General features: G+C 69.1%; 17 protein-coding genes. 8 read left to right on the top strand and 9 right to left on the bottom strand.

Annotation, left to right across the window (positions count from 1 at the left end; genetic code table 11):
• Positions 1–50 precede the first annotated feature (50 nt).
• From LC452_RS07740 to LC452_RS07765, 6 genes are all read left to right on the top strand, one after another.
• Positions 51–1763 carry an ABC transporter family substrate-binding protein gene (locus tag LC452_RS07740; protein ID WP_223623863.1) on the top strand — a complete coding sequence of 571 codons (1713 nt, stop codon included), beginning with the start codon at positions 51–53 and terminating at the stop codon, positions 1761–1763.
• Positions 1764–1811: 48 nt separating this feature from the next.
• Positions 1812–2777 carry an ABC transporter permease gene (locus LC452_RS07745; RefSeq protein ID WP_223623865.1) on the top strand — a complete coding sequence of 322 codons (966 nt, stop codon included), beginning with the start codon at positions 1812–1814 and terminating at the stop codon, positions 2775–2777.
• Positions 2774–3676: an ABC transporter permease gene (locus tag LC452_RS07750; RefSeq protein WP_223623867.1), complete on the top strand. Its 903-nt coding sequence runs from the start codon at positions 2774–2776 to the stop codon at positions 3674–3676. Before LC452_RS07745 ends, LC452_RS07750 begins: the two co-directional genes overlap by 4 nt.
• On the top strand, positions 3673–4695 hold the full coding sequence (locus LC452_RS07755; protein WP_223623870.1) for an ABC transporter ATP-binding protein: 1023 nt from the start codon (positions 3673–3675) through the stop codon (positions 4693–4695). Before LC452_RS07750 ends, LC452_RS07755 begins: the two co-directional genes overlap by 4 nt.
• Positions 4692–5675 carry an ABC transporter ATP-binding protein gene (locus LC452_RS07760; protein ID WP_223623871.1) on the top strand — a complete coding sequence of 328 codons (984 nt, stop codon included), beginning with the start codon at positions 4692–4694 and terminating at the stop codon, positions 5673–5675. Before LC452_RS07755 ends, LC452_RS07760 begins: the two co-directional genes overlap by 4 nt.
• Positions 5676–5816: 141 nt before the next feature.
• Entirely contained in the window at positions 5817–6902 is a 1086-nt protein-coding gene (locus tag LC452_RS07765; RefSeq protein WP_223623873.1) for a tartrate dehydrogenase, read from the top strand.
• A gap of 152 nt (positions 6903–7054) precedes the next feature.
• Here the strand turns inward: LC452_RS07765 and LC452_RS07770 are convergent, their stop codons facing one another.
• The 4 genes from LC452_RS07770 to LC452_RS07785 form a co-directional block, all read right to left on the bottom strand.
• Positions 7055–7492 carry a VOC family protein gene (locus LC452_RS07770; protein ID WP_223623874.1) on the bottom strand — a complete coding sequence of 146 codons (438 nt, stop codon included), beginning with the start codon at positions 7490–7492 and terminating at the stop codon, positions 7055–7057.
• Between the two features lie 18 nt (positions 7493–7510).
• Positions 7511–7861 carry a cupin domain-containing protein gene (locus LC452_RS07775; RefSeq protein WP_223623876.1) on the bottom strand — a complete coding sequence of 117 codons (351 nt, stop codon included), beginning with the start codon at positions 7859–7861 and terminating at the stop codon, positions 7511–7513.
• Between the two features lie 68 nt (positions 7862–7929).
• A complete protein-coding gene (locus LC452_RS07780; RefSeq protein ID WP_223623878.1) occupies positions 7930–8280 on the bottom strand; it encodes a TraR/DksA C4-type zinc finger protein in 351 nt (116 codons plus the stop codon).
• Between the two features lie 52 nt (positions 8281–8332).
• The gene (locus LC452_RS07785; protein ID WP_223623880.1) at positions 8333–10972 is read right to left on the bottom strand and encodes an MMPL family transporter; all 2640 of its coding nucleotides are present in this window, start codon (positions 10970–10972) and stop codon (positions 8333–8335) included.
• A gap of 69 nt (positions 10973–11041) precedes the next feature.
• Here LC452_RS07785 and LC452_RS07790 point away from each other — a divergent pair, with 69 nt between their 5' ends.
• Entirely contained in the window at positions 11042–11608 is a 567-nt protein-coding gene (locus LC452_RS07790; RefSeq protein WP_223623881.1) for a TetR/AcrR family transcriptional regulator, read from the top strand.
• Between the two features lie 227 nt (positions 11609–11835).
• On the opposite strand, the gene LC452_RS07795 is transcribed toward LC452_RS07790, so the two are convergent.
• The 5 genes from LC452_RS07795 to LC452_RS07815 all read right to left on the bottom strand — a co-directional run bounded on the left by LC452_RS07795 (position 11836) and on the right by LC452_RS07815 (position 17536).
• A complete protein-coding gene (locus LC452_RS07795) occupies positions 11836–12552 on the bottom strand; it encodes a DUF2786 domain-containing protein (RefSeq protein ID WP_223623883.1) in 717 nt (238 codons plus the stop codon).
• Between the two features lie 220 nt (positions 12553–12772).
• Positions 12773–12919, bottom strand: a complete 147-nt coding sequence (locus LC452_RS07800; RefSeq protein WP_223623885.1) for a hypothetical protein — start codon at positions 12917–12919, stop codon at positions 12773–12775.
• A gap of 55 nt (positions 12920–12974) precedes the next feature.
• Positions 12975–15311: a phosphoribosylformylglycinamidine synthase subunit PurL gene (gene purL / locus LC452_RS07805; protein WP_223623887.1), complete on the bottom strand. Its 2337-nt coding sequence runs from the start codon at positions 15309–15311 to the stop codon at positions 12975–12977.
• Between the two features lie 95 nt (positions 15312–15406).
• Positions 15407–16375 carry a YafY family protein gene (locus tag LC452_RS07810; RefSeq protein ID WP_223623889.1) on the bottom strand — a complete coding sequence of 323 codons (969 nt, stop codon included), beginning with the start codon at positions 16373–16375 and terminating at the stop codon, positions 15407–15409.
• Between the two features lie 39 nt (positions 16376–16414).
• Complete coding sequence (locus LC452_RS07815) at positions 16415–17536, bottom strand: epoxide hydrolase family protein (RefSeq protein WP_223623891.1); 1122 nt, start codon at positions 17534–17536, stop codon at positions 16415–16417.
• Between the two features lie 106 nt (positions 17537–17642).
• Between LC452_RS07815 and LC452_RS07820 the strand changes: the two genes are divergently transcribed.
• Entirely contained in the window at positions 17643–17909 is a 267-nt protein-coding gene (locus LC452_RS07820) for a peptide methionine sulfoxide reductase (RefSeq protein WP_223623893.1), read from the top strand.
• Positions 17910–17972: the final 63 nt, after the last annotated feature.

Below are 17972 nucleotides of genomic sequence, written 5' to 3' on the forward strand. Positions count from 1 at the left end.
ACAGCACTTCTGCACTGTTCCTTCGTCGCACGCTCACTGGAGATCCGTCCATGTCGAAATCATTGCTTCGCACCGCTGTACCCTCTTCCCGACCTTCCCGTCGTGGCGTCCTCGCGGCTCTGACCGTCGCCGCGCTCATCGGCTCGCTCGCCGCCTGCACCTCGACGCCCACCCCGGCGGAGACGAACGAGGAGGTCGCCGTCGTCGACGGCGGCGAGCTCGTCATCGGCGCCGAGCAGGAGCCCGACTGCGCCGACTGGATCGCCACGTGCGGCGGCTCGATCTGGGGCACCTACGTCATGCAGATCCCGACCATGCCGGCCGTGTTCGAGACCCGTCTCGTCGACGACGAGTGGGTGCCGGTGCCGTCGGATCTCGTCACGGGCGAGCCGATCGCCGAGGTCGCCGATGACGGCACGCAGACCGTCACCTACGACATCAACCCGGAGGCCGTGTGGTCCGACGGTGAGCCCATCACCTCGGCCGACTTCGAGTACACCGCGCTGCAGATCCGCGACGGCGACGACATCTTCGACAAGACCGGCTACGACCGGATCACGGCCGTCGACGTCAGTGACCCGAAGAAGGCGGTCGTCACGCTCGACTCCGCCTACGCCGGATGGCGCACGCTGTTCAGCGTCTACGGCATCATGCCCGCGCACATCCTCGAGGGCCAGGACCGCGGCGCGATGATGGCCGACGGCTACGACTTCAGCGGGGGACCGTGGAAGATCGAGAAGTGGACCCGCGGCACGTCGGTCACGCTCGTGCCGAACGAGAACTACTGGGGCGAGAAGCCGCACCTCGACAAGGTGACCTTCCTCTTCCTCCCCGACACCACGGCCGCGTTCCAGGCGCTCAAGAGCGGACAGGTCAGCGTGCTCGCCCCGACCCCGCAGCTCGACGCGCTCACCCAGATCGAGGCCGGACTCCCCGGCATCAAGTCGCAGGTCGACGCTCGCAGCGGCAACCTCGAGGCGATCTGGCTGAACAACTCCGCAGCTCCCTTCGACTCGGTCGCCGTGCGTCAGGCGCTCGCCTACTCGATCGACCGCGACGCCATCGTGAAGCGTCTCTTCGGCAGCCTCGGCGTCGACAAGGCGCAGCAGAGCTTCAACTCGCCCATGGTCGCGCCGTTCGCGTCGGACGACTTCTCGCAGTACACGCTCGACCTCGACAAGGTGGACGAGCTGATGGAGGGCGACGGCTGGAAGAAGAACGGCGATGACGTCTGGTCCAAGGGTGGCGAGACGGCGACGTTCTCGATCAAGACCCTCGCCGGCAACAAGCGCCGCGACCTCACGGTGCAGGTGCTGCAGTCGCAGCTGGCGGATGCAGGGTTCGAGATGACGATCGATCAGGTGACCCCGGCCGACCTGTTCGGCACGATCGCGCCGGAGGGCGACTTCCAGGCCGGCATCTGGGCGCTCGTCGACACGTTCCCGGACCCCACGCTCAGCGCGACGTTCGCGTCGACGAACATCCCGAGCGACGCGAACGGATTCTCCGGCATCAACTTCTACCGCGCCGACATCCCCGGACTCGATGACCTGCTCACCCAGGTCGACAGCGAGATCGACGCGGATGCCCGGATCGCCGCCTCGAAGGAGGGCGACGCGCTGATCGCCGAGAACGTGCCGTCCCTGCCGCTTGACGCCGTGCCGAACGTGCTGCTGTGGAGCGAGAAGGTCGGCGGCCCGCTGCAGATCAACCCGATCGAGGGCCCGTTCTGGAACCTCGCCGAGTGGGGCCTCGCGGGCTGACCCCGCGATCCGCACGACCGCGTATTCGGAGAGGAAGGAGGCGACGACATGATCACGTTCATCACACGACGGGTGCTGTACTCGATCCCGGTGATCCTCATCGCCTCCTTCGTGCTCTTCTGGGCGGTGCGGGCGACGTTCGATCCGCTCGCGAAGCTCCGCCTGGCCCAGGACCCGACGGCGCTCGCCCGCGAGGTCGAGCGGCTGGGGCTCGATCGCTCGATCCCCGAGCAGTACTTCCTCTGGCTGCGGTCGATGATCGTCGGCGACTGGGGCACGAGCACGCGCACCGGCACCCCGGTGCTCCCGTTGATCGGGGAGGCGCTGTGGCCCACGCTCCAGCTGGCGTTCTGGGGGCTGCTCATCGCGATCCTCATCGCCGGCGGAATCAGCGTCTACTCGGCCGTGCGGCAGTACTCGCTCGGCGACAACCTGCTCACCGGGGCCTCGTACCTCGGCATCGCGATGCCGGCGTTCTGGTTCGGCCTCATCCTGATCCAGACCTTCGCCGTCTGGCCGAAGGAGGCGTTCGGGCTCAGCGAGCCTCCGCTGTTCTTCATCGGGCTGAACTCCCCGGGCCAGACCGGCGTGCTCGACTACATCCGTCATCTGATCCTGCCCGTGGCCGCCCTCATGATCGCGCTCGTCGCCTCGTGGAGCCGCTTCGGACGCGCCGCGATGCTCGACGCGCTGTCGAGCGACTACGTGCGCACCGCCCGCGCGAAGGGCGTGCCGCGGCGCCAGGTCATCTGGCGGCATGCGGTGCGCAACTCGCTCGCCCCGTTCGTCACGGTCGTCGCGCTCGACGCCGCGATCCTCATCGGCGGGCTCGTGGTCACCGAGCAGATCTTCGCCATCCCCGGCATGGGACGCCTGTTCCTGCAGTCGCTGGTCGCCGGAGACGTGTTCGTGCTGCTGCCCTGGATGATCGTGGTCGCCGTCGCGGTCGTGATCTGCAACCTGATCGCCGACATCGCCTACGCGGTGCTCGATCCGAGAGTGAGACTGTCATGAGCGGCGCCGGAATCGCGGGGAGCGAGGAGCTGCTCGCCGAGCAGGATCCGCAGAAGGCTCCGACCAGGCAGCTCCTGAAGGGGTTCCTGCGGCACCGACTGGGCGTGGTGAGTCTGATCGTGCTGGTGATCCTGCTGATCGCATGCTTCGGCGCCGGCTGGATCGCACCGTATCCGCAGGGCCAGCAGGACCTGCTCACCGGGCCCACCCCGCCATCGGGAGCCCACTGGCTCGGCACCGACGAGCTCGGCCGCGACTACCTCAGCGAGATCCTCTTCTCCGGGCAGATCTCGCTCGCGATCGGCCTCGCCGTCGCCCTGCTCGCCACCGTCGTCGGCACCGCGCTCGGGGCGATCTCGGGCTACGTCGGCGGATGGATCGGCGAGCTCATCATGCGCATCACCGACCTGTTCCTCATCGTTCCCGCGATCGCGCTGCTGGCCGTCATCCTGCAGGGACTCGGACCGTCGCCCACCACGATCGTGCTGGCCCTCACCGCCCTCGGGTGGACCTACATCGCCCGCGTCGTGCGCTCGCAGGTGCTGTCGCTGCGGGAGAAGGACTTCATCGACGCGGCACGGGGCATCGGAGCATCCGGGTTCCGGATCGTCGTCTCGCACCTGCTGCCGAACCTCGCCGGAGTGATCGTGGTCGCGATGAGTCTCGCCGTGGCATCCTCGATCATCGCGGAGTCGACGCTGAGCTTCCTCGGGTTCGGCGTGCAGCCGCCGCAGACCAGCTGGGGCTCGATGCTCAGCCAGGCGGCGGGCTACGTCGGCACCCCGCAGGTGTACCTGCTGTACTTCCCCGGCCTGTTCATCCTCGTGACGGTGCTGTGCGTGAACTTCATCGGCGACGGACTGCGCGATGCGCTCGACCCGCAGGGGAAGAACCTGTGAGCGCCCGGAACACCGTGGGCGGCGAGGTGCTGCTCGAGGTCGAGGATCTGTCGGTCAGCTTCCCGACGGATGCCGGGCTCGCCCGTGCCATCGAAGGCGTGTCCTTCGTGCTCGGAGAGGGCGAGACGGTCGGGATCGTCGGGGAGTCGGGATCCGGCAAGTCGATGACCGCGATGGCGATCATGGGGCTTCTGCCGAAGAAGGCGGTGGTGACGGGGTCGATCCGGTTCCGTGGCCAGGAGCTGGTGGGGATGTCGGATGCCGCGCTGCGCGAGATCCGCGGCAAGGACATCGCCGTCGTGTTCCAGGACGCGCTCACCGCCCTCAACCCGGTCATGCGGGTCGGCGAGCAGCTGGTCGAGGCCGTGCGCGTGCACCGGCCCGATACCACCACGGCCGAGCGCCGGGCGCGGGCGATCGAGCTGCTCGACATCGTCGGCATCCCCTCGCCCGAATTGCGGGTCGACCGCTACCCGCACGAGTTCTCCGGAGGCATGCGGCAGCGCGTGATGATCGCGATGAGCATCGCCAACGAGCCCGACCTGCTGATCGCCGACGAGCCGACCACCGCGCTCGATGTGACCGTGCAGGCGCAGGTGCTCGAGGTGCTGCGCGAGGTGCAGCGCCGCACCGGCACGACCGTGCTGCTCATCACCCACGACCTCGGCGTCGTCGCCGGCACCGCCGACCGGGTCCTGGTCATGTACGCGGGCGGGCTGGTCGAGACGGCCGACGTCGATCCGCTCTTCTACGAGACCGCGCACCCGTACACGGCAGGGCTGCTGGCGTCGCTGCCGCGGATCGACCGGCGGGCCTCGCGCGACGAGCGGCTGTACCAGATCGCGGGTCAGCCGCCGGTGGCGACGGCCTGGCCCGACGGATGCCGCTTCGCTCCGCGCTGCGCGCACGCGGTCGCCGGGCTGTGCGACGCGGTCGTGCCGCCGCCCGTCGTGGTGAGCTCCGGGCACACCGCGGCGTGCGTGCGGGTCGGCGAATGGCAGAAGGAGGTGGTGTCATGAGCACCGGATTGACCGTGCAGAACCTCGTCAAGGAGTACAAGGTCGGCGGTGGCCTGTTCGGCCGCACGCGCGATGTGGTGCAGGCGGTCTCCGATGTCAGCCTCTCGATCGAGGGCGGCCACACGTTCGGCCTCGTCGGGGAGAGCGGCTGCGGCAAGTCGTCTCTCGGGCGCAGCGTCGCCCGCCTGCAGTCCAGCGACGGCGGCTCGATCCGGCTCGGCGACGACGACGTCACGAGTATCGAGGGCTCGCGGCTGCGGTCGCTGCGGCGTCGCGTGCAGTTTGTGTTCCAGGATCCGTACGCCTCGCTCAACCCGCGCAAGTCCGTGCGGGCGACCCTCACCGAACCGCTCGTGATCCACGGGCTGCACCGGGGTCAGCACGAGCGCAGGGTCGAGGAGCTGTTGACGCAGGTCGGGCTGAACCCCGCACACGCCGATCGGTTCCCGCACGAGTTCTCCGGCGGACAGCGGCAGCGACTCGGTATCGCGCGGGCGCTCGCCGTGGAGCCCGAGGTGATCGTGCTCGACGAGCCGGTCAGTGCCCTCGACGTGAGCGTGCAGGCCGGAGTGCTGAACCTGCTCGACGACCTGCAGCGCGACCTCGGTCTCACGTATCTGTTCATCGCGCACGACCTCTCGGTGGTGCGGCACCTCAGCGACCGCGTCGGGGTCATGTACCTCGGCAAGCTCGTGGAGGAAGGCCCCGTCGACGAACTGTACGAGCGGCCTCGGCATCCGTACACGCAGGCGCTGCTGTCGGCGATCCCGGTGCCCGACCCGCGTGCCGAGCGGGCGCGGGAGCGGATCGTGCTGACCGGCGACGTGCCGAGTCCCGTCTCGCCGCCGAGCGGATGCCGTTTCCGCACCCGCTGCTGGAAGGCCACCGAGGTGTGCGCCGAGGAGGTTCCCGCCCTGATCGACCACGGCGGCACCCACCGCGTCGCCTGCCACCACCCCGACGAGCTCGACGTGCTCTAGCTCGCCGCGCCGCGTCCGCCACCCGCGTTCCGGTCGCACTTCCTGCCGCTCGAACGCGAGACAACCGGCACGAACTGCGACCGGAGCATCGTGCGCCGGCAGAAACTGCGACCGGAACGACCCGCAACCGGAAGGAACCCCATGACAACCACCCACCGCATCGCCGTGATCGCCGGCGACGGCATCGGCACCGAGGTCATGCCCGAGGGGCTCCGTGTGCTGAAGGCCGCGGCATCCCGTTTCGACATCGCCCTCGAATTCACCGAGTTCGATTTCGCCAGCGCGAAGTACTGGCAAGAGCACGGGCAGATGCTGCCCGACGACTGGTTCGAGACGCTGCGCGGGTTCGACGCGATCTACTTCGGTGCGGTCGGCTGGCCCGAGGTCGTACCGGATCACGTGAGCCTGTGGGGGAGCCTGATCCAGTTCCGGCGCGCGTTCGACCAGTACGTGAACCTGCGGCCGGTCAGGCTCATGCCCGGTGTGGTGTCGCCGCTCGCCGGACGGTCACCGGGAGACATCGACTTCTGGGTCGTGCGCGAGAACACCGAGGGAGAGTACTCCTCGATCGGCGGCCGCATGTTCGAGGGCACCGACCGCGAGTTCGTGCTGCAGGAGACCGTGATGACCCGCACCGGCGTCGACCGGGTGCTGCGGTACGCCTACGACCTGGCCCAGCGCCGCGAGGCGAAGCACCTCACCTCGGCGACCAAGAGCAACGGCATCTCGATCTCGATGCCCTACTGGGACGAGCGCGTCGCCGCGGTCGGTGCCGACTACCCCGACGTGCGGCGCGACCAGTTCCACATCGACATCCTCACCGCGAACTTCGTGCTGCACCCCGACTGGTTCGACGTGGTCGTGGCGAGCAACCTGTTCGGCGACATCCTGTCCGATCTCGGTCCCGCCTGCACCGGCACGATCGGCATCGCCCCGAGCGCCAACATCAACCCGGAGGGCGACTTCCCGAGTCTGTTCGAGCCCGTGCACGGCTCGGCGCCCGACATCGCCGGCCGCGGCATCGCGAACCCGATCGGACAGATCTGGTGCGGCGCCATGATGCTCGACCACCTCGGGCACGCGGATGCCGGTGCCGCCGTGCTCGCCGCGATCGAGTCGGTGCTCGCGCGGGGAGCGGATGCTGCGCCCTTCACCCCCGACCTCGGCGGCACGGCCACGACGGTCGAGCTCGGTGCCGCGATCGCGGAGGCCGTCTCGGGGGTGTGATCGCGCGCGGGAGTCGAGGAGAGTCCCGCGCGAACTTCGCAGAACGACGCGAACTTCGCAGGAATTCCGGGGTACGTCTGCGAAGTTCGTGCTGTTCTGCGAAGTTCCGGCCGCGGCTCAGGAAGCCCGACCGCGGCTCAGGCTCGGCGGTGTCAGCTCTTCGTGAGGTCTTGCGCGAACATCACGAGGATGCCGCTGGGCCCGCGGAGGTACGTGAGCTTGTAGACGTCCTGATAGTTCGCGACACCGCGGAGCGGATGGCAACCGTGCCGCGCGGCGATCGCGAGAGACTCGTCGATGTCGTCGACCGCGAAGGCGATGCGGTGCATGCCGATCTCGTTCGGCAGCGTCGGCTCGGTCTCGATCGCGTCGGGATGGATGTACTCGAAGAGCTCGATCTGCCCCTGTCCGTCGGGCGTCTGCAGCACGGCGATCTTCGCGTGGTTGCCATCGAGCCCGACCGCCGTGTCGGCCCACTCACCGCTGACCTCGTCGCGTCCGAGAACGGTGAGACCGAGGTCGGAGAAGAACGAGATGGTCGCTTCGAGGTCACGGACGGCGATGCCGACGTTCTCCAGTCTGATGGTCATGGAGGGGATGCTACTCGCCTAACCCGACGTCGGGTGAGGCCGATCCTCCTCGAGCCACTCGGTGATGAAGCGGTCGCTCGCGTGCACGTGCGTGGCTTCGTACGTGCCGCCGTCGAGCACCTCGAAGCGGTGCGAGACGAGTGAGGGCACGACGAGGATCTGACCCCCGACGCCGATGACCTGCTCGTCGCCGACGGTGAACAGCGCCCGGCCGTGATGGATCACGAAGGTCTCGGCGTACGGATGCCGGTGCAGTCGAGGCCCTCTGCCGGGGGTCGTGATGTACTCGCGCATGATGCTCACCGGAGAGCCGAGCAGATACCCCTCGATGTCTTCGTCGCGGCGGACGTCTCGCGGTTGGATGGTCATGATGCCTCCGATTCTCGCCACCAGGGTACGCCGCCCGCGTTTATCGACAGGCCATCCACGACCGAGCGTCAGCGTCCGAGCTTCTCCGCGCAGGCGACGCAGTGCACGGCGAACGGACGCACCTCGAGGCGCTCCGAGGGGATGGGTCGACCGCAGTTCGCGCAGACGCCGTAGGTGCCGGCATCCATTCGCACCAATGCGTCGTCGACCTGCCCGAGTTCGGATGCCGCGGCATCGGCGAGACCGGTCAGCCGCGACCACTCCGACGACAGGGTGACGCCTTCGGGGTCGTGCTCGTCGTCGTCGTTCGAGCCCTCGCGGTCGTGCGTGAGCTCTGCCAGCGCCGCAGAGGTGGATGCGACGCGTGCCGTCGCCTGCGTGCGCAGCTCTTCCAAGAGGGAGCGCAGGTCGGTGGTCATTCGCCCACTCTAGGCAGGGGCGCCGACAGGCCTGCGCCGGAGCCCGCCTGCCTCAGTGCTTGAGGTCTCGGCGCAGCAGCGGGCGGTCTCCGGGTGCGGCATCCGAAGCCGACGGCGCCTCGTCGCCAGGCGCGTGGCCGGACGGGACGTGGCCGGCCGGCGTGTGGCCGGCAGGGGTGTCGCCGGTCGGGATCGCGACGGCCTGCATGCCCGGGTGATCGCGCTCGAGCGCAGCACCCTCCATGTCGACGTTCGGCAGGAGGCGGTCGAGCCAGCGGGGCAGCCACCAGGCCGAGCGTCCGAGCAGGTGCATGAGCGCCGGCATCAGCAGCATCCGCACCACGAACGCGTCGAGCAGTACGCCGAACGCCAGCCCGAAGCCGATCGAGCGGATGATCGTCGACTCCGAGAAGATGAACCCGCCGAAGACCGAGACCATGATGAGCGCGGCGGCGATGACGACCGAGCGCCCGGCGCGGAAGCCCTGCGCGACGGCATCCCTCGCCGAGGCGCCGTGCACGTACGCCTCGCGCATCCCGGACGCGAGGAACAGCTGATAGTCCATCGCCAGCCCGAACAGGATGCCGACGAGGATCACCGGCAGGAAGCTCAGGATGGGCCCGGTACTGTGCAGCCCGATGAGGTCGGCGCCCCAGCCGAACTGGAACACCGCGACGATCAGGCCGTACGTCGCGAACAGGGAGAGGACGAACCCTCCGGTGGCGATCAGCGGCACCAGCAGCGAGCGGAACACGACGATCATGATCAGCAGCGACAGGCCGACCACGACGGTCAGGTAGAGGGGCAGGACCCCGGCCAGGGCCTCGGAGATGTCGATGTTGGTCGCCGCCTGGCCGGCGACGCCCACCACGATCCCGTCGCCGATCGCGGGCATCGAGCGGAGGTCCTGCACGAGCCGCTCGGTGGATGCGCTGTTGGGTCCTTCCGCGGGGAGCACCTGGAATGCGAGGAGCGTGTTGTCGTCGGATGCCGCGATCGGCGCGACCGCCACGACGTCGTCCTGATCGGCGATCGCCTGCGCGACGGTGGCCTGCGTCGACAGCAGGTCGTCGTCGCTGATGGCCTCGTCGAGGGTCGCGGTCACGAGGAGCGGACCGTTCGCACCCTCGCCGAACTGCTCGTCGACGGACTGGAACGCGCGGTAGCTGGTGGAGTCGCTCGGCTCGCTCGAACCGTCGGGCAGCCCGAGGCGCATCGACATCGAGGGGACCGCGATGATCAGGAGGGCGGCGACGCTGACGAGCGCCGTGACGACGGCGCGGAGCGTCGACATCCGCTTCACGGGCTTGCCGGCGGCGTGCTCCGCACCGATGGTCGCGCGGGTCTTGCGCCGCAGCAGACGTGTGCCGACGAGCCCGAGGATCGCAGGGGCGAGGGTGATCGCCACGAGGACGGCGACCGCGACGCAGACCGCGCCGACGGTTCCCATCAGGCCGAGGAACGGCACACCGGTCACGTTGAGGGCGAACAGCGCGACGATGACCGTGGTTCCGGCGAACACGACGGCCGTGCCGGAGGTGCCCGTGGCCAGGCCGATCGACTCCCGCACCGGCACCCCGGCGAGCAGCTGCTTTCGATGGCGGTTGACGATGAACAGCGAGTAGTCGATGCCGACGGCGAGCCCGAGCATCACTCCGAGCACGGGCGTGACCGAGGCCATGTCGACGACGCCGGAGAATGCGAGGGATGCCGTGACGCCCACCCCCACGCCGACGATCGCCGTGACGATCGGCAGGGCTGCCGCGATCAGCGAGCCGAGCATGACGATGAGGACGATCGCGGCGAAGGCGAGACCGACGGCCTCTCCGATGCCGAAGATCTCGGGCACGCCCTGGGCGATGTCGGTGCCGAAGTCGACCTCGAGGCCGTCGATGGGCTCGGACGCGAAGTGGTCGATCGCACCCTGCTTGACCTCTTCGGAGAGCTCGAGTCGCGGGTCGACGAACGAGACGTTGACGATCGCGGTCGAGCCGTCGTCCGAGACGACCCCGATGCCGTCGGCCAGGTCGAGGAGCGTGGAGCCGAGTTCGACCTGCCGGCTGTTGTCGTCGAGCTCGAGCCGGGAGGAGTCGATCGTCGCCTGCTGCGCCTCGAGCTCGGCCAGCTGCGCGTTCAGCGCGGCGAGCTGTGCATCGAGTGCGGCGAGCTGCTCGGCACCGGCTCCGCCCTGCTCGGCCTGGGTGCGAGCCGCGGTGAGCTGGGCGAGTCCCGCGTCGAGCTGTGCCCGCCCTTCGTCGAGCTGCGTCTGGCCGGCGTCGAGCTGCGTGCGACCGTCGGTGATCTTCGCTTCGCCGTCGGCGAGTTCCTGCGCCTGATCGGCCTGCTGCTGCTGGGCGTCGAACGGGTCGATCACGGATGCCACGCCGTCGAGGTCTTCGGCGCTGACGGCGAGTTCGGAGATGGCCTTCTTCTGCTCATCGGTGAAAGCCGAGCCGTCTTCGGTGCGGTACACCACGGTTCCCGTGCCGCCGGCGGTGTCAGGAAGCTTCTCGGCGAGCTCGTCGGTCACGGCTCCGGACGCGGTCCCGGGGATGTCGAAGCTGTTGCTCAGGGTGCCGCCGAGAGTGAAGAATGCGCCGACGCCGAGCCCGAGGATCAGGATCCACGAGACGATCACGGTCCAGGCCCTGCGCGCGGCCAACGAACCCAGACGGTACAGCAGCGAAGCCAATGTGTTCTCCCTCGGTCGAAGTGATCATACGGTACGTCTCGTCTAGAGAACTGTGGCTATCCTGAGAGGGTGAACGAGCATCGGAGCGGACCCGTTCGCAGCACCGCTGCCCGCGAGGCGATCCTCGACGCGACCGCACGCCTGTTCCACAACCAGGGATACGACCGCCTGACGATCGAGGGCATCGCGAAAGAGGCCGGCGTCGGCAAGCAGACCATCTACCGCTGGTGGCCTTCTCGGGGTGCGCTGATCGGCGAGTGCCTCGCCGAGGGCCGCCTCATCCCCGTGGACCTCGTGGTGCCCGACACCGGCGATCTGGTCGCCGATGTCGCTGCCTGGCTGCGCACGGTCATGTCGTTGGTCGATGCGCCGGAGGGCGGCGCGCTTCTGCGCTCTCTGGTCTCCGCTGCCACCGAGGACGCCGGTGTCGGGACGCACCTCACCGAGAGCCTCGGCGTCGAAGAGCATCTGTCCGAGCGCCTTCGCGCCGGCATCCGCGACGGTCAGCTGCCCGCGGATGCACCGGTCGACCAGATCGGCGCCGCCATCCTGGGCGCCATCATCGTGCAGTCCCTCGGCCGGAGATCCGGTGAGACGGGATCGCTGGAGCAGCTCGTCCGGTTCCTCTTCGCCTAGAGAACCGAGGATGTTCGCGGAGGTGGGCAGTTCTCCCCATGGAGGATTCGCCACGCGCGGGTTACCGTCGTGCCGGCGACGCTGGGGAGGGTCGCTCCATCCCACCCCCGGTCGTCGAGCGAGAAGTGTGGCCGCGAGACGCCTCAGGCTGGGATGGGGCGCGTCGCGTCGCCATGTTCCCTCGACGGCCGGGGTTCCTCTTCTGCGCGCGGCTCCGCCGGCCCGGTTCACCGGGGAGCCCCGCCCACGGCCGCGGCGCGAGAGCCGGTCTGCGCCTGACTGCCCGAGCGATGGCCGTGCATGAACGCCCCGGCATCCGCCCCGCGACGGGCGCGCCCGCGTCGCGTCGTCATCCGGTCGACCGCGTCCTCCACCCGCTCGCGGCGGGAAGCGAGCACGAGCGCCGTGCCGGTGCCGGCCTCGTCGACGATCGTCTGTCGGCTGTCGCGGATACGACCGGCGGCACCGGCGGCGAAACCGCGGATGAAGCCACTGCGCGCACGGCGCCGGTCGCCCTCGGTGAACGGGCCGTAGGCGTCGCGATGGAGCGCCCACCACGCGCGCATCGCCACCATCGCCTGGACTTCGAGGCTCGCGGTGAGCGTGCGGGCCTGCTGCACGTCGGACGCGTGGCCGACGAAGTACAGAAGGGAACCCGCCCCTTCGGCGTGCAGCGGGCACACCGTGTCGAGCGCCAGGGCGATGCTGGCGCCGAGCTCTCGCAAGTCGCGAGCGTACGTGCCCGTGAAGACGATGCGTTCCTGGACGATCTCCTCACGCTCCTGCCCCAGGCGCCCGCGGCGCTCATCGATGCGCGCCTGTTCGATGCCGTACTTCACCATCAGGCGCTCGGCGTGCTCGGTGAGAGCCTCGGCCTCCTCCGGTGTGGTGCTCTCGGCCTTCGCCAGCAGCTTGGCGATCAGATCGAGTTTCGCGTCGGTCATGCCGTCCCCTTTGTTCGTGGTGATCGCATCCTGCGCGGGGGTACTCACATTCGAGGGGTGTTTTTCAGGGGCTGTGGGGAAGTCTGTTCTTGCGCGTGCTGTGGAGGAGGGGTCGCGCGTGAGAAAACCCCGCAGAACGACAGAGACTTCGCAGGAATTCAGCTGATTCCTGCGAAGTCTCTGTCGTTCTGCGAGATTCGTGTCGTCCCCGCGCGAACCCTCAGCCGGGGAGGAGGGTGAACAGGGTCGCGCCGCCGCCGCCGAGGATCAGCGCGATGATGACCGTCCACGCGATGATCCGGATGCGGCGGTTGCGGGGCTCGCCCAGGTCGCCGTAGTCGTCGTCGGGCTTGCTCAGGTCACTCATGCGTTTCCTCTCGTGGAGACCCGCACTGAGCGAGCCTGGCGAGTCGAAGTGTCGCTCAACGACCGGGAGTCGCGGGCTCCGTGACGGTGGGTCCGAAGTATGACGGCAACGTGGCGTTCGAGCGCTCGCGCAGCTCGGCGACCGACACCGTGAAGACGTCCTGCACCTCGAGCTGCGGCTCGCTGTCGGTCACGCCGATGCGGATGACCGGATAGTTGCGGCCCTCGCACAGGCCGCGGAACTTCACGTCGTCCTCGCGCGGCACGGTCACGATGACGCGACCGGTCGACTCCGAGAACAGAGCGGATGCCGCGTCGACGCCGTCGCGTTCGATGATCTCGTTCAGCCACACGCGGGCGCCGACGCCGAAGCGGGAGACGCCCTCGGCGAGGGCCTGGCCGAGGCCGCCCTCGGAGAGGTCGTGCGCCGAGGAGATCAGCCACTCGTCGCGGGCGGCCGAGAGCAGGCCGGCAAGGCGCTTCTCGCCTGCCAGGTCCACGACAGGGGGGCGTCCGCCGAGGTGCTGGTGCACGACCTCGGCCCACGCCGAACCCGAGAGCTCGGTCGAGGTGGTGCCGAGCAGGTAGATGTTCTGACCGATGTCCTGCCACCCCGACGGGATGCGGCGCGAGACGTCGTCGATGATGCCGAGCACGCCCACGAGGGGGGTCGGGTGGATCGGCACGTCGCCGGTCTGGTTGTAGAACGAGACGTTGCCGCCGGTGACCGGGGTGCCCAGTTCGTAGCATCCGTCGGCCAGGCCGTCGACCGTCTGCCCGAACTGCCACATGACCTCGGGGTTCTCTGGCGAGCCGAAGTTCAGGCAGTCGGTGATCGCGGTCGGCACGGCGCCCGTGACGGCGACGTTGCGGTACGCCTCGGCCAGGGCGATCTGCGCACCGGCGTACGGGTCGAGCTGGCTGTAGCGGCCGTTGGCATCGGTCGAGATCGCGAAGCCGAGACCGGACTCCTCGTCGACGCGGATCATGCCGGCGTCGTCGGGGAAGCTCAGTGCGGTGTTGCCGAGCACGTAGTAGTCGTACTGGTTCGTGATCCAGCTCGTGTCGGCCAGGTTCGGCGATGCGACCAGATCGAGGAACTGCTCGCGCAGAACGTCGGGCTCCGAAGAGCGGGGCAGGTTCTCCGCAGCATCCGCCTGGAGTGCGTCGATCCACGTCGGGTACGCGACCGGGCGGTCGTAGACCGGGCCGTCGACCGCGACGGTCGAGGGGTCGACGTCGACGATGCGCTCACCCTGCCAGTCGATGATGAGGCGTCCGTCGCCGGTGACCTCGCCGAGCACGGAGGTCTCGACCTCCCACTTGTTCACGACGTCCATGAAGGCGTCGAGCTTCTCGGGCGCGACGATGGCCATCATGCGCTCCTGCGACTCCGACATGAGGATCTCCTCGGCCGTGAGCGTGGGGTCGCGCAGCAGCACGTTGTCGAGCGAGACCTTCATGCCGCTGTTGCCGTTGGCCGCGAGCTCGCTGGTCGCGCAGGAGATGCCCGCGGCACCGAGGTCCTGGATCGCCTCGACGAGCTCGCCGCGGTACAGCTCGAGGCAGCACTCGATGAGCACCTTCTCGGCGAAGGGGTCGCCGACCTGCACCGCGGGGCGCTTGGTCGGGCCGGTGGAATCGAAGGAATCGGATGCCAGGATGCTCGCGCCGCCGATGCCGTCGCCACCGGTGCGGGCACCGAAGAGCACGACCTTGTTGCCGACGCCGGTCGCATTCGCGAGCTTGAGGTCTTCGTGGCGCAGCACGCCCACCGCGAGCGCGTTGACCAGCGGGTTCGCCTGGTAGACGGCGTCGAACACGGTCTCGCCGCCGATGTTCGGAAGCCCCAGGCAGTTTCCGTAGAAGCTGATGCCGCTCGTCACGCCGTGCACGACGCGGGCGGTGTCGGGGTGGTCGATCGCGCCGAAGCGCAGGGCGTCCATGACCGCGACCGGGCGGGCGCCCATCGAGATGATGTCGCGGACGATGCCGCCGACGCCGGTGGCCGCGCCCTGGAACGGCTCGATGAACGACGGGTGGTTGTGCGACTCGGCCTTGAAGGTGACGGCCCAGCCCTCGCCGACGTCGATGACGCCCGCGTTCTGGCCCATGCCGACCATCAGGCGTTCCTTCATCTCGTCGGAGACCTTCTGGCTGAAGCGGCGCAGGTAGTTCTTCGACGACTTGTAGGAGCAGTGCTCCGACCACATGACGGAGTACATGGCCAGCTCGCCCGAGGTGGGGCGGCGGCCGAGGATCTCCTTGATGCGCGCGTACTCGTCGTCCTTCAGGCCGAGGGCGCCGTACGGCTGCTCCTTCTCCGGCGTCGCGATCGCGTTGTCGACGGAGTCGGGGACGTGCTTGTGGACAGGTGCAGGGGCGGTGGTCACGCGCACTCCAAAGAAAGGGGCCGGCGGGGCCCTTTCAGTCTACCGGCGGTGGCGGGACGTCGTTCCCGTGGCAGCTGTGGCGGGTGCGACGGCGATCAACCCGCCGCTTCTGCGACGGGAGCGCCGGATGCCGCGGCGAAGCGCCCCGCCAACACCCCCGCTGCCGCCCGCAGCTCCTCCGGCCCCACCACCTCGAACGGCGCATCGAACCGCGCGACCGAGGCGATCACCCCGACCCACGACCAGGCTCCCACCGTGATGCGGCACGAGTCCTCGTCGATCTCCTCGAGCGCGCCGTCGCCGATGAAGGGCGCGACCTCGCGCGCCGGCATCCGGATGATCACCTCTCCCACGCACGGCCAGCGGTCCTCCGACACCGAGCCCTTCGATCGCGCGGCCAGATAGGTGGCAGCATCCTTCGCCGGCAGCTCGCGCGGCGTGAACGTCGGCCCGGTCGGGATGCGGGGACTCAGTCGGTCGAGCCGGAAGATGCGCCAGTCCTCGGCCTCCACATCCCAGGCGATCAAGTACCACTTCCCCTCGCGCGCCACGATCGCGTGCGGCTCGGTCCGTCGGGCCGGCCGATCGGAGGCGGATCCGTAGTCGAAGCGCAGCATCCGCTTCTCCCGTACCGCAGCGCTCACCGCCTCGAGCACGGCCGGATCGACCCTGGTCGCGTTCTCCGTGCCCGAGAAGCGGATGCCGTCCACGCGGTGCCGCAGCCGCGACGGCATCACCTGCCGCACGGTGGCGAGGGCGCGGCTCGCGGCTTCCTCGAGGTCGACGCCGCTCGACGGCACGCTCTGCAGCGCGACCGCGATCGCGACGGCCTGGTCGTCGTCGAACAGCAGCGGCGGAAGCTCCGACCCCGCGGCGAGCCGGTAGCCGCCATCCGGTCCCTTGATCGCGCCGATCCGGTACCCGAGCTCGCGCAGGCGGTCGACGTCGCGGCGCACCGTGCGCGGGCTCACCTCCAGTCGCTCGGCGAGCACCTGGCCGGGCCAGTCGCGCTGCGTCTGCAGCAGCGACAGCAGCGCGAGCATGCGGGCGGAGCTTCCGGTCATGACCCCATTGTGCCCGGAGAAGAGGACGGGAACTGGCCTCTATGCGAGCGAGCGGAGGAAGGCCTCGATGTCGGCGGCGAGCAGCTCCGTCTCCTCGTGCGCAGCGAAATGCCCGCCGCGCGGCATGACCGAGTAGCGCACCACGTTGTACGTGCGTTCCGCCCAACTCCGCGGGGGGTGGGTCAGGTCGGCGGGGAAGACCGCAACCGCTGTCGGCACCTCGACGCGGCTCACCCGCGGGGTCAGTCCCGTCGCGTACTCCCAGTACGGGCGGAAGGACGTGGATATCGAGTTCGTGAACCAGTACAGCGAGGCGAGGGTGAGGAGGTAGCCGTCGGAGAACCTCCGCGACACGTCACCTCCGCAGTCGCTCCACGCGCGATGCTTCTCGAGGATCCACGACAGGAGTCCGACCGGAGAGTCGGAGAGGGCGGGCGAGAGGGTGAGTGGCCGGGTCTGCTGCTGGTGCTGATACGCCCCCTCCGTCGCCGTCCAGGATGCGACGTCGTCGAGGTAGGCCCGCTCCTCGGCGGTGACGGTCTTCTCGTCGAACTCCTGCGGTGCGGCGACGGCGAGGAGGTGCACGCCGACGACCGCTTCGGGATGCGCTTCCGCGAGCCGTGAGGTGATGCCGGCGCCGAGGTCGCCTCCGTGCGCGGCGTAGCGCGCGAATCCCAGCTCGTCCGTCATCAGGCGGTGCCACAGCTCGTGCGTGTGCTCCTGCACGGTGGGCCGCTGCGGCGAGAACGGGAATCCGGGAAGTGCGGGGACGATGACGGTCGCGACCACCGGGATGCCTCCGTCGGGCGGTGTCGCGACGAGGCGCCGGGCGAGGTCGACGAGTTCGAGCGCGGAGCTGGGCCAGCCGTTCGTGAGAACGATCGGCAGACCGCCCGGCTGCTCGGCGTCGAAGCGGAGATAGCTGAGGGGCGTTCCGTCGATCGTGGCGCTCGCCCAGGGCAGAGCACGGATGCTGCGCCCGCTCGCCTCCCAATCGAAACCGTCGGCCCAGTAGGCGGCCAGGCGTTGCAACTCCGACGCACTCGTGCCCGCCTGCCAGTCTTCCACCGGCCAATCGGGCGCCCAGCGCGTCTGCCGCACCCGGTCGCGGAGCGCTTCGACGTCGCGCGGAGAATCGGAGAGTTCGAACGGCACGGTCATGCTCGCCCTCCGGCAGGCGGGTCCATTCGAGGCGAGATGCACGATGCTGTCATGTGAGCCTCCCGGACCCGATCCGGGGTCGAGCCTAGTCAACGCCGAGGACATCATGGACCGGACAACCCCGACGGAGAGCCTGTCGACCCTGGTCGAGCGCGTGCCCGAAGGGTGGACGCGCGTGACCTATGACGGACGACCGTACGGGCTGTCTCGCACCACGCGCATCGGCGGGCGAGTCATCACGATCACTGCCGAAGAGTTGGGCGGCACCGACCTCGTCAGCGCGAATGTGTACCGCACCACGGCCGCCGACCACCTGCGCGCCTGCGAGATGCCCGACGAGAAAGTGATCGCGTTCCTCCGCGGATGGAAGTAGAGGACCGAATCTGACCTCTACCCCTGTGATCGTTGATTCCGGCGGCGCTTCCAGCCGTCAGGA

The sequence above is a fragment of the Microbacterium sp. EST19A genome, assembly GCF_019969685.1.
Taxonomy (GTDB): domain Bacteria; phylum Actinomycetota; class Actinomycetes; order Actinomycetales; family Microbacteriaceae; genus Microbacterium.